Annotated in this window: 11 protein-coding genes; 7 read left to right on the top strand and 4 right to left on the bottom strand. The window is 52.6% G+C overall.

Annotated elements, in window-relative coordinates:
* Window positions 1-97: 97 nt before the first annotated feature.
* From ybfE to fur, 3 genes are all read left to right on the top strand, one after another.
* On the top strand, window positions 98-385 hold the full coding sequence (ybfE, locus tag AC2FAJ_RS08665; protein ID WP_014883017.1) for a LexA regulated protein: 288 nt from the start codon (window positions 98-100) through the stop codon (window positions 383-385).
* A gap of 155 nt (window positions 386-540) precedes the next feature.
* Window positions 541-1,071 carry a flavodoxin FldA gene (fldA, locus tag AC2FAJ_RS08660; protein WP_008501067.1) on the top strand — a complete coding sequence of 177 codons (531 nt, stop codon included), beginning with the start codon at window positions 541-543 and terminating at the stop codon, window positions 1,069-1,071.
* 288 nt (window positions 1,072-1,359) lie between these two features.
* A complete protein-coding gene (gene fur, locus AC2FAJ_RS08655) occupies window positions 1,360-1,806 on the top strand; it encodes a ferric iron uptake transcriptional regulator (protein ID WP_028012361.1) in 447 nt (148 codons plus the stop codon).
* A gap of 92 nt (window positions 1,807-1,898) precedes the next feature.
* Here the strand turns inward: fur and chiQ are convergent, their stop codons facing one another.
* The 4 genes from chiQ to nagE all read right to left on the bottom strand — a co-directional run bounded on the left by chiQ (window position 1,899) and on the right by nagE (window position 7,917).
* The gene (gene chiQ, locus AC2FAJ_RS08650) at window positions 1,899-2,225 is read right to left on the bottom strand and encodes a ChiQ/YbfN family lipoprotein (protein ID WP_028012360.1); all 327 of its coding nucleotides are present in this window, start codon (window positions 2,223-2,225) and stop codon (window positions 1,899-1,901) included.
* 47 nt (window positions 2,226-2,272) lie between these two features.
* Window positions 2,273-3,670, bottom strand: a complete 1,398-nt coding sequence (gene chiP, locus AC2FAJ_RS08645; protein WP_028012359.1) for a chitoporin ChiP — start codon at window positions 3,668-3,670, stop codon at window positions 2,273-2,275.
* Between the two features lie 447 nt (window positions 3,671-4,117).
* On the bottom strand, window positions 4,118-5,785 hold the full coding sequence (gene glnS, locus AC2FAJ_RS08640; protein WP_041910779.1) for a glutamine--tRNA ligase: 1,668 nt from the start codon (window positions 5,783-5,785) through the stop codon (window positions 4,118-4,120).
* A gap of 179 nt (window positions 5,786-5,964) precedes the next feature.
* Window positions 5,965-7,917, bottom strand: a complete 1,953-nt coding sequence (nagE, locus tag AC2FAJ_RS08635) for a PTS N-acetyl glucosamine transporter subunit IIABC (protein ID WP_028012357.1) — start codon at window positions 7,915-7,917, stop codon at window positions 5,965-5,967.
* A gap of 328 nt (window positions 7,918-8,245) precedes the next feature.
* Between nagE and nagB the strand changes: the two genes are divergently transcribed.
* From nagB to nagD, 4 genes are read left to right on the top strand one after another with little or no spacing between them, the layout of a single operon-like run.
* Complete coding sequence (nagB, locus tag AC2FAJ_RS08630; RefSeq protein ID WP_028012356.1) at window positions 8,246-9,046, top strand: glucosamine-6-phosphate deaminase; 801 nt, start codon at window positions 8,246-8,248, stop codon at window positions 9,044-9,046.
* Between the two features lie 55 nt (window positions 9,047-9,101).
* On the top strand, window positions 9,102-10,250 hold the full coding sequence (nagA, locus tag AC2FAJ_RS08625) for an N-acetylglucosamine-6-phosphate deacetylase (protein WP_028012355.1): 1,149 nt from the start codon (window positions 9,102-9,104) through the stop codon (window positions 10,248-10,250).
* An 8-nt stretch (window positions 10,251-10,258) separates the two neighbouring features.
* Window positions 10,259-11,479, top strand: a complete 1,221-nt coding sequence (gene nagC / locus AC2FAJ_RS08620) for a DNA-binding transcriptional regulator NagC (RefSeq protein ID WP_028012354.1) — start codon at window positions 10,259-10,261, stop codon at window positions 11,477-11,479.
* A gap of 45 nt (window positions 11,480-11,524) precedes the next feature.
* Window positions 11,525-12,277 carry a ribonucleotide monophosphatase NagD gene (gene nagD / locus AC2FAJ_RS08615; RefSeq protein WP_028012353.1) on the top strand — a complete coding sequence of 251 codons (753 nt, stop codon included), beginning with the start codon at window positions 11,525-11,527 and terminating at the stop codon, window positions 12,275-12,277.
* Window positions 12,278-12,329 lie beyond the last annotated feature (52 nt).

The following is a 12,329-nucleotide window of genomic DNA, read 5'->3' as shown; positions in this document are numbered from 1 at the left end:
TTCCAGTCGTTGGCGTGCCGTTTTTGGTGATGTATGATGGCGCGCTTATCGCCCGGGCTTTAGCAGGGCGGCGTGTTTCCCCCGAAGTCTCATAATCATGGCCAAAGAACAAACGGACCGTACGACACTAGATCTGTTCGCGAATGAGCGTCGACCGGGACGACCAAAAACGAATCCGCTTTCGCGCGATGAACAGCTGCGTATCAATAAACGCAATCAGCTTAAACGCGATAAAAATCGTGGGCTTAAGCGTGTCGAACTGAAGCTCAACGCCGACGCGGTCGATGCGCTTAACGAGCTGGCAGAGGCGCGTAATATCAGCCGCAGCGAGCTTATTGAAGAGATGCTCATCGCCCAACTTGAGACGCTGCGCAGCCAGGCATAAGTCTGAAAAACCCCTTTATCGCCCTTTTCATGTAGCACAGAGTGCAGTCCTGCGCGATAGCGGTTTCCGCAGGGTTGCCAGTTCTGCTATTATTGCCCTTATCCGTGGCCGAATTGCGCCACCATACCATTAAGTTTCAAGAGGTTATTTTACTCATGGCAATCATCGGCATTTTCTTCGGCAGTGATACCGGCAATACCGAAAATATCGCAAAAAACATTCAGAAACAGCTCGGTAAAGACGTTGCTGATGTGCATGACATCGCCAAGAGCAGCAAAGAAGATCTCGAGGGCTATGACATTCTGCTGCTGGGTATTCCAACCTGGTACTATGGTGAAGCCCAGTGCGACTGGGACGATTTCTTCCCGACGCTGGAAGAGGTGGACTTCAACGGCAAGCTGGTTGCCCTGTTCGGTTGTGGCGATCAGGAAGATTACGCCGAGTACTTCTGTGATGCGCTGGGGACGATTCGCGACATCATTGAGCCTAATGGCGCGGTTATTGTGGGCCACTGGCCGACTGCCGGTTACCACTTCGAAGCCTCTAAAGGCCTGGCCGATGACGATCATTTTGTCGGACTTGCCATTGACGAAGACCGTCAGCCAGAACTGACCGCAGAGCGTGTAGAGAAGTGGGTTAAGCAGATCCGCGAAGAACTGCATCTGGACGATATTCTCAACGCCTGATTTTTTACGGCGCAACGCGGGTTGCGCCCCTTTTCCAGGTAAAACCGATTAAATTAATTGCTACAAACTTTTAACTTTTTCGCCCATACCTGTACAATGTCTCCCTGGCAAAACGTGGTTTCCATTGAGCAAGTTTGTAGGTGATACCACGTTTTTATAAGCATACTTTGCCTGAGACTTGCAGTTTTCATTTAGGCATGGCAGTTCTATAATGAGACGCATTATCCCAGGTGCATTTTCTGTCACTTCCCAGAGAAGTGAATCGTTTAGCAACAGGACAGATTCCGCATGACTGACAACAATACCGCATTAAAGAAGGCTGGCCTGAAAGTAACGCTTCCTCGGTTAAAAATCCTGGAAGTGCTTCAGGGTCCAGACAATCACCATGTCAGTGCGGAAGACCTTTATAAACGTCTTATCGACATGGGTGAAGAGATTGGACTGGCCACCGTATATCGCGTGCTGAACCAGTTTGATGACGCGGGCATTGTTACCCGTCATAATTTCGAAGGCGGTAAATCTGTATTCGAACTGACCCAGCAGCATCACCACGATCACCTGATCTGCCTCGATTGCGGCAAGGTCATTGAATTTAGCGATGATTCCATCGAAGCGCGTCAGCGTGAAATCGCAGCTCGTCATGGCATTCGCCTGACCAACCACAGCCTGTACCTTTACGGTCACTGCGCTGAAGGGGATTGCCGCGAGAATGAACACGCTCACGACACAAAATAAGTTAGCGTTCATACTCTGAGCCAGCCGTAAGGTTGGCTTTTTTTTGCCAGAAAAAAGCCCGGTAAGCAAAGTGCCACCGGGCGGAGATCAACTCATTTGTTGTTATTGCGTATCTCGTTCCAGATTTTATCGCAACGCTTCGCCACTTCCTGATCGTTACCGGTTTTACGTGCCTGGATGCAGGCCTGATAATCCATCACGCGAACATTCTCCTGCGTCGCGAACGCCTCATGCGCTTTCTCTTTCTTTAACACATTTAGCACGCTCTGGCAGGCTTCAATCTTCTCAGGCGATCCTTCCGCGGTATTAATACAGGCGCTATACGCCTCCTTCAGACGGGCGTCCTCTTTCGGCGCCTGAGTCTGAACACACGCCACCAGCCCTGATGCCATCAGCGCGACGATTACGATTTTTTTCATCATGTGCAGTCTCCAGACCGGCGGGACTCAGCCCGCCGGTGTGCTCATCAGAAGATGGTGAATGGGGCGATAACCATGAATTTGACGTCACGTTCATCCTGGAAGATGTTGCCGTAACCGCCCGCATAGCTTGGGATATCGGAGTGGTTGTCATACTGCGTAAAGTGCAGCTTGAACATCGTGCCTTTCGCGCGGCCATCCTGCAGGGTGTAGATAGCATCCAGGCTGTAGGAGGACTCTTTCAGGCGATAGTTTGGATCGTAGTACGCATCCGGCGTCGCCATGTCTGCTGGTTTTGCATCCCAGGCGTAAGCGTAAGAAGCGCCCACCGCCCAGCCCGGCAGGTTCCAGTTTTTCAGGTCATACATGGCGCCGAAGAAGACCGCTTTCTCGCCGTCGGCGTTGAAGTCTGAGCGGTTATCCCACCAGATATCCAGACGACCGTTGGATGAGGCATAGGTCGGCGTCATACGCTGCAGGAAGTAGCCCTGCTGCCCTTCCGCCTTCACCCACGTGCCTTCCAGACGCAAATCAACCTGACCGACCTTGTAGCCGAAGGTTAACGCCTGCAGCCACGCGGTGCCGTTATAAATGTCATTTACGCTTCCATCGCTGACCTTATCGCGCGTACCGTAGAACTGGTAGCTGGTGCTCAGCGGACTACCGGCGATATCAAATTTGTAGCTGGCTTTAGCAAAATACTGATCGATATAGCCTTCCGCCTGACCAAATGCGGCTTCCAGAACCAGATCGTTTTTGAAATCGTACTTCGCACCCAGCGAGTGGAGGTAATCGACTTTGGTTTTCTTATCGTTCTGGTAGAACTTGTCCATCTCAATGTGCCACGGCGCTTTGTACTCGTTGGTCCACATATAGGAGAAGCTCAACGCACCTGCATCACCATAGTCAAAGTTAGCCCCGGCTTCTGCCCCCTGATAGGTACCAGGCATAAAGCTCCAGTGCGGCGCTAACAGCGTCTGGCCGGTTGGCTGAATATAGCCCCCACGCGCCCATACCGGGCCGTATTTGAATTTCGCTGCGGCCTTATAAAGGCTGATACCGCTTTTATCCCCTGACCAGTCTTCGTCATAGGCTTTATTGCTGGAGGAGAAGGCAATTTCGTTCGGGTGGCCGCTGTCGCCATTTTCAGCCATTTCAATCGCCGTAAACGCGGCAATATCCAGACCGAACATATCGGCGGCGTAGCCTGACTGGAAGTCCAGGTTGGCGTTCCAGGTGGAGTGAGAGAGGTTGGTTTTGTATTTATCTTCTGTGACATCTTTACGGTCACGTTCACGCTGCCAGTAATAAATACCGCCAGTGAGGGTAGAATCTTCGATGAAACCTGCTGCTTTTGCCTCTGGTGTCACCACCAGGCCCGACATTGCTGTCACACCGGCAATAGCCAGCGCCAGCGCACTACGTTTGCCACTGAACGTACGCATAGATTATTCCTCTTTGACGAATTAAAACGCCTTAAACGGCGAAAATATAAAAGACCAAAAGGCCAGGGGTAGTTATAAATACCCTCGAATTAACTACCGTCTTTAGGTTATTTTTCGCGACGCGAATTATCAATGCTTTTCAGTGGGCAAAAGTCAGGATTATGACGAAGTGCACATAATTGGTAGTGCTTTGTAACATTTGGCCGAATGCGAGGTGTGGCGGGAGTAGAGCAGGTAATTTCGGCGTATTAGATCGTAATAAAACCCGTATTTGTCTTAATTCTCTTTTATCTGAAACAGACAAACTTTTTTTAGAAAAATAAGTAGCACCGCATTGACCAAAAATTTTAGCTGGCCTAATTACGGGCCTACTTTAACGATATGATCATTAAATAAAAAAACGCCGCTATAAGCGGCGTTTGTTTCTCATTGACCAGTGCAGCGTTATTATTCGCCGATCTTGGTCCAGGTATCACGCAGACCTACGGTACGGTTAAATACCGGTTTTTCTGCCGTGCTATAACGGCTGTCCAGGCAGAAGTAACCTTCACGCTCGAACTGGAACGCTTTGCCCGCTTCAGCGGCTTTCAGCGATGGCTCCGCATAACCTTGCTTGATCACCAGAGATTCCGGGTTGATGGTCGCCAGGAAGTCTTCAGCCGCACCCGGGTTAGGCACGCTAAACAGACGATCGTACAGACGAATTTCTACCGGCAGCGCGTGGGAAGCGCTCACCCAGTGGATCACGCCTTTCACCTTGCGACCGTCTGCCGGATCTTTGCTCAGCGTCTCAGCATCGTACGAACAGAAGATGGTGGTAATGTTACCTTCAGCATCTTTCTCTACGCGCTCGGCTTTGATGACGTAGGCGTTACGCAGACGAACTTCTTTACCCAACACCAGACGCTTGTACTGCTTATTGGCTTCTTCACGGAAGTCAGCACGGTCGATCCAGATCTCACCGCTGAACGGCACGTCGCGGCTTCCCATTTCCGGTTTATTCGGATGGTTAGGCATAGAGACCAGCTCGCTTCCACCCTGCGGGTAATTTTCAATAACCAGTTTCACCGGATCGATAACAGCCATCGCGCGCGGGGCGTTTTCGTTAAGATCTTCACGAATGCAGGATTCCAGAGACGCCATTTCGATGGTGTTGTCCTGCTTGGTCACGCCGATACGTTTGCAGAACTCACGAATAGAAGCGGCAGTGTAACCACGACGACGCAGGCCGGAGATCGTCGGCATGCGCGGGTCGTCCCAACCTTCAACGTGCTTGTCGGTCACCAGCAGGTTCAGCTTACGCTTGGACATCACGGTGTATTCCAGATTCAGACGAGAGAACTCGTACTGACGCGGATGCACAGGAATGGTGATGTTATCCAGCACCCAGTCGTACAGACGACGGTTATCCTGGAACTCCAGCGTACACAGCGAGTGCGTAATCCCTTCCAGCGCATCGCTGATGCAGTGGGTGAAGTCGTACATCGGGTAGATGCACCACTTGTTGCCGGTCTGGTGGTGTTCTGCGAACTTAATGCGGTACAGCACCGGATCGCGCATCACGATAAACGGCGACGCCATATCGATTTTGGCACGCAGGCACGCTTTACCTTCTTCGAAGCCACCGGCACGCATTTTTTCAAACAGCGCCAGGTTCTCTTCCACGCTGCGATCGCGGAACGGGCTGTTTTTGCCTGGTGCAGTCAGCGTACCGCGATACTCGCGGATTTCGTCCGCAGACAGCTCGTCAACGTATGCCAGACCTTTGTTGATCAGCTCCACCGCGTAGGCATACAGCTGATCAAAATAGTCAGAGGAGTAGCAGATATCGCCAGACCAGTTGAAGCCCAGCCATTGCACGTCGTTTTTAATGGACTCAACGTATTCGATGTCTTCTTTTACTGGGTTGGTGTCATCGAAACGCAGGTTGCACTGCCCCTGGTAGTCTTGCGCAATGCCAAAGTTCAGGCAGATCGATTTCGCGTGACCAATGTGCAGGTAGCCGTTCGGCTCCGGCGGGAAACGCGTATGTACCGTGGTGTGCTTACCACTGGCCAGATCTTCATCGATGATCTGACGAATAAAGTTACTCGGGCGGGCTTCTGCCTCACTCATCGTGGATTCCTCAAAGCGTAAACAACGTATAACGGCGTATGATCTTATAAGCCGGACGTAGTGACAACCCTTAGTTACGGAAAATACGTATCAGATGAAAATAATGGGGGCGTTTGCTGCAAAAAAAAGCGGCGGAGGATATCCCCCGCCGCTTAAGGCATGACTCTACTCAGGAGCGATTACTTGCCTTTAATCTCATACAGCGGTGTCTGACCCGCAACCACCTGACCTTTCGCCTGGAGTACCAGACCGCTAAAGTCGTCGATGTTGCTGCACACGACCGGACTAATCATCGAGCGCGCGTTGGCGTTCAGGAAGTCCAGATCCATTTCCAGAATCGGCTGACCTGCCACCACTTCAGCCCCCTCTTCCACCAGGCGAGTAAAGCCCTGACCGTTCAGCGCTACGGTATCGATCCCCATATGGACAACGATCTCCGCGCCTTTTTCGGTTTCGAGGCAGAACGCGTGGTTGGTGTTGAAGATTTTCACGATGGTGCCTGCCGCCGGAGACACAACGGTTTTATCCGTTGGTTTCACCGCCACACCGTCACCAACCGCTTTGCTGGCGAAGGCTTCATCAGGCACCTGCTCAAGGTCAACCACGTCACCCGTTACCGGAGAGACCAGCGCGGCCACCGTCACGGCGTTCGGCACGGCCTGCGGCTTCGCAACCGGCGCAGCCGTCGACGCAGGCGCGCTGTCGGCTGATGCCGCCGCGACCGGGCCACGGGCAACCACTTTCTTCATTTCGTCGCCAATGGATTCCGCTTTGGCGCCTACGATAACCTGGATAGTTTGTTTGTTCAGTTTAACCACGCCCGATGCACCAAGGCGTTTACACATTGCGTCGCTTACGCGCGCCGAGTCACCCACCGTCAGACGCAGACGGGTGATACAGGCATCAATCGCTTTCAGGTTGTCAGTCCCACCGACGGCAGCGATATAGCTGGTCGCCAGCTGAGTCAGACCCTCTTCGGTATTGCTGTTGGCTTCGTTGGTGACCACTTCGTCTTTGGTATCTTCGCGGCCTGGTGTTTTGAGGTTAAACATACGAATAACCGCAGTGAACAGCACGAAGTAGATGACGAAGAAGACCAGACCCATTACCACCAGCATCCAGACGTTCTTGCTTGCCGCCGGCAGGTTGTACATCAACACGTAGTCGATCGCGCCTGCAGAGAAGGAGAAGCCAGCATGGATGCCCAGCAGGGTCGCCACAAACAGGCTGATACCGGTAAGCACCGCATGCATGAGGTACAGCACTGGCGCCAGGAACATGAACAGGAATTCCAGCGGCTCGGTTACACCGGTCAGGAACGCGGTAATCGCAACGGACAGCAGCATGCCGCCAACCATTGGGCGACGCGCTTTTGGCGCAGCCAGGTACATTGCCAGTGCAGCGCCCGGCAGACCAAACATCATGATTGGGAAGAAGCCAGACATGAACATACCCGCGGTGCCGTCACCCGCATAGAAGCGGTTGATGTCGCCGTGGAATACGGTGCCAGCAGCATTGGTGAACTCACCAATCTGGAACCAGGCGATGGTGTTCAGCACCTGATGCAGACCGGTTGGGATCAACAGACGGTTGATAAAACCAAAGATACCTGAGCCCACAGCACCCGCTGAAACAATCCACTCGCCGCCCGCATGGATAGCATGCTGCACCGGCGGCCAGACGTAGCCAAAGATAGCGGCCAGGATCAGACAGAAAAAGCCCGTCGCAATTGGCACAAAACGTTTACCGCCGAAGAAGCTCAGGAAGTCAGGCAGTTTGATACCCGCCCAGCGGTTGTACACGGCACCACCGACCAGACCGGTAATGATACCCGCCAGTACACCCATGTTGATTTCCGGGTTGATGGTTACCATCGCTTTCGTGAGGATGAAGTAACCTACCGCCCCTGCCAGTGCCGCAGCACCGGCGCTGTCTTTTGACCAGCTTGACGCCACGCCGATGGCGAAGATCAGCGCAAGGTTGTCAAAAATGGCGCCGCCTGCCTGGGCAATAAACGGCACGTTAAGAAGATCGGGTTGCCCGAATCGCAGCAGCAACGCTGCAACCGGTAGCACGGCGATAGGGAGCTGCAAAGCCCTACCGAGGCGCTGGAAAAAACCTAAAATATTCATCCTATTCCCCCTACGAGACCCATTATTAAGACTCGCGCATAAACTATGTTTTTATTGTGTCACGAACGATAGATACAGTTGATGATTCACTGGCAGTCTGAGTGTGTGAAAAATTAATTCGTATCGCAAATTAAACACCTATTTTTTGTGATTATTGTCACCAAATATCGTATTTCCTCCTCCCTTTCACTGGCTAACAGCCAAAACTTATTTTATCATTCAAAAAATCAAGACGGATTGATCCGGCCTGAAAGGTTCCAGGTTACGCTTAAGCATCAGGTTCCGATACCCATCCGCCCACTCTTCTACTTAAACTTTGAGGTGAACAATGAGACTGATTCCCCTGGCAACTGCTGAACAAGTCGGTAAATGGGCCGCTCGCCATATCGTTAACCGTATTAATGCCTTCAAGCCTACTGCCGATCGTCCTTTCGTTCTTGGCCTTCCAACCGGTGGTACCCCACTGACCGCGTACAAAGCGCTGGTTGAAATGCATAAAGCGGGCCAGGTTAGCTTTAAACACGTTGTGACCTTCAACATGGACGAATATGTCGGCCTGCCAAAGGAGCATCCTGAAAGCTACCATAGCTTCATGCACCGCAATTTCTTTGATCACGTTGATATCCCAGCTGAAAATATTAACCTGCTGAATGGAAATGCGCCTGATATTGACGCAGAATGCCGTCAGTACGAAGAAAAAATCCGTTCTTACGGTAAAATCCACCTGTTCATGGGTGGCGTGGGCAACGATGGTCATATCGCGTTTAACGAACCAGCCTCTTCTCTGGCTTCCCGTACCCGTATTAAAACGCTGACCCATGACACTCGCGTGGCAAACTCCCGCTTCTTTGACGGTGACGTGAACCAGGTTCCAAAATACGCCCTGACCGTTGGCGTAGGCACCCTGCTGGATGCCGAAGAGGTGATGATTCTGGTACTGGGCGGCGTGAAAGCGCAGGCGCTCCAGGCAGCCGTTGAAGGCAACGTTAACCACATGTGGACCATCAGCTGCCTGCAGCTGCATCCAAAATCAGTCATCGTCTGCGACGAACCGTCCACGATGGAGCTGAAGGTGAAAACGCTGAAATACTTCAACGAGTTAGAAGCTGAGAACATCAAAGGTCTGTAATTGAATAACCGCCTCTTCTGTCAGAGGCGGTCGCTTTTTTTAACCGGGGGTCGATATGTACGCTTTAACCCACGGTCGGATTTATACCGGCCATGAAATTCTGGATGACCATGCGATTGTTATCGCCAATGGCCTGATTGAACGTGTTTGCCCGCTGGCAGAACTGCCGCCGGAGATAGAACAGCGCTCACTCAATGGAGCAGTAATCTCCCCCGGTTTCATCGACGTACAGCTTAACGGCTGCGGCGGTGTGCAGTTCAATGACACCGCCGAGGCGGTGACGGTTGAAACGCTGGAAATCATGCAGAAAGCTAACGAGAAATCAGGCTGCACCAGCTATCTGCCGACGCTCATCACCAGCAGTGATGACCTGATGAAACAGGGTATCCGCGTGATGCGCGAATACCTGGCTAAACACCCGAATCAGGCGCTGGGTCTGCATCTGGAAGGGCCATGGCTGAACATAGTGAAAAAAGGCACGCATAACCCGGATTACGTGCGCAAGCCGGATGCTGAACTGGTCGACTACATGTGTGCCAATGCTGATGTGATCGCTAAAGTGACGCTGGCGCCTGAAATGACCGGTACTGAGGTCATCAGCAAACTGGCTGCCGCCGGGATTGTGGTTTCAGCAGGCCACTCAAACGCCACACTGAAAGAAGCCAAAGCGGGCTTCCGTGCCGGTATTACCTTTGCGACCCACCTTTACAACGCCATGCCGTATATTACCGGCCGTGAACCGGGTCTGGTCGGGGCGATTCTCGACGAACCAGACGTCTACTGCGGCATTATCGCTGATGGCATGCACGTTGATTACACCAACATTCGCAACGCCAAACGGCTGAAAGGTGACAAGCTCTGCCTGGTCACCGATGCCACCGCGCCAGCAGGTGCAAATATTGAGCAGTTCATTTTTGCTGGTAAAACAATATACTACCGCAATGGACTGTGTGTGGATGAAAACGGTACGCTGAGTGGCTCCTCTTTGACCATGATTGAAGGGGTGCGTAATCTGGTGGAGCATTGTGGGATTGCGCTTGATGAAGTCCTGCGTATGGCCACCCTTTATCCGGCTCGCGCCATCGGCGTGGATAAACAGCTCGGCGGAATTGCACCGGGTATGGTTGCAAACCTGACGGCATTCACACACGATTATAAAATTATTAAGACCATCGTTAATGGTAACGAGGTCGTCACTGAGTAAGTAAAAGTATGACACCAGGCGGACAAGCTCAAATCGGTAATGTCGATCTCGTTAAACAACTTAACAGTGCGGCGGTTTATCGCCTGATTGACCAACATGGTCCAATCTCGCGGATCCAGATAGCCGAACAAAGCCAGCTTGCTCCCGCCAGCGTGACAAAAATTACCCGCCAGCTCATTGAGCGCGGTTTGATCAAAGAAGTCGATCAGCAGGCCTCCACCGGGGGCCGCCGCGCCATCTCCATCATTACCGAAACCCGTAACTTTCAGGCCATTGGCGTCCGGCTTGGTCGTCATGACACCACGCTCACGCTGTACGATTTGAGCAGCAAAGCCATTGCGGAAGAGCACTACCCGCTGCCCGAGCGCACTCAGGAGACGCTGGAACACGCGCTGCTGAATACTATCGCGCACTTTATTGAAAGCTGTCAGCGCAAGATCCGCGAACTGATCGCCATCTCCGTCATTCTGCCTGGTCTGGTCGACCCGGAAAGCGGTGTGATCCGATACATGCCGCATATTCAGGTTGAGAACTGGGCGCTGGTCGACGCGCTGGAAAAACGCTTTAAGGTGACCTGCTTTGTCGGTCATGATATTCGATCTTTAGCGCTGGCTGAGCACTACTTTGGTGCGAGTCAGGACTGTGAAGACTCTATTCTGGTGCGCGTACACCGCGGTACGGGCGCAGGCATTATCTCCAATGGCCGTATTTTTATTGGTCGTAACGGTAACGTTGGCGAGATCGGCCACATCCAGGTTGAACCGCTCGGCGAACGCTGCCACTGCGGCAACTTCGGCTGCCTTGAAACCATCGCCGCCAACACGGCCATCGAGCAGCGCGTTCGCCACCTGCTTGAGCAGGGTTATCAAAGCCGCGTCACGCTGGACGATTGCAAGATAGGCACCATCTGCAAAGCCGCCAATAAAGGCGACGCGCTGGCCTGTGAGGTGATCGAGCAGGTAGGTCGCCATCTGGGGAAAACCATCGCCATCGCCATTAACCTGTTTAACCCGCAGAAAGTGGTGATCGCCGGAGAGATTGTTGAAGCGGAAAAGGTGCTGCTGCCCGCCATCGAAGGCTGTATCAACACCCAGGCGCTAAAAGCATTCCGACAGAACCTCCCGGTGGTTCGTTCGAAGCTTGACCATCGCTCGGCGATTGGCGCGTTTGCGCTGGTCAAGCGCGCCATGCTCAACGGGATCCTGCTCCAGCATTTGCTGGAATCCTGATCGGACCTTATAGTAACGCCTTCTTTTTTTGATGTCGGAATGTCCATGACCATTAAGAATGTAATTTGTGATATCGACGGCGTGCTGATGCACGACAACGTTGCCGTGCCGGGTGCTGCGGAGTTTCTTCACCGCATCATCGACAAAGGAATGCCACTGGTTCTACTCACGAACTACCCTTCCCAAACCGGTCAGGATCTGGCGAATCGCTTTGCCACCGCAGGCGTCGACGTGCCGGACAGCGTGTTTTATACCTCCGCAATGGCAACGGCGGATTTCCTGAAGCGTCAGGAAGGAAAAAAAGCCTACGTGGTCGGTGAAGGCGCGCTGATCCACGAGCTGTATAAAGCAGGCTTTACCATTACCGATGTGAACCCGGACTTTGTGATCGTGGGAGAAACGCGCTCCTTTAACTGGGAGATGATGCATAAAGCAGCCTACTTTGTCGCCAATGGTGCGCGTTTTATTGCTACCAACCCGGATACGCACGGCCGTGGTTTCTATCCGGCCTGCGGCGCGCTGTGCGCCGGTATTGAAAAAATCTCGGGCCGTAAGCCTTTTGTTGTCGGCAAACCGAGCCCATGGATCATCCGCGCCGCGTTGAATACGATGCAGGCACACTCAGAAGAAACCGTCATTGTTGGCGACAACCTGCGCACCGATATTCTGGCTGGCTTCCAGGCAGGGCTTGAAACCATCCTGGTACTTTCTGGCGTCTCGCAGCTTGATGACATCGATACGATGCCCTTCCGACCAAGCTGGATTTACCCCTCTGTCGACGAAATCGACGTTATTTGATTCTGAACCACGTCCCAGGGCGTGGTTTTTCATTTTCAGCTTATACAAACAA

Source organism: Enterobacter cloacae complex sp. 385G4 (genome assembly GCF_057320665.1).
This window is presented reverse-complemented; position numbering and strand designations above follow the sequence as displayed.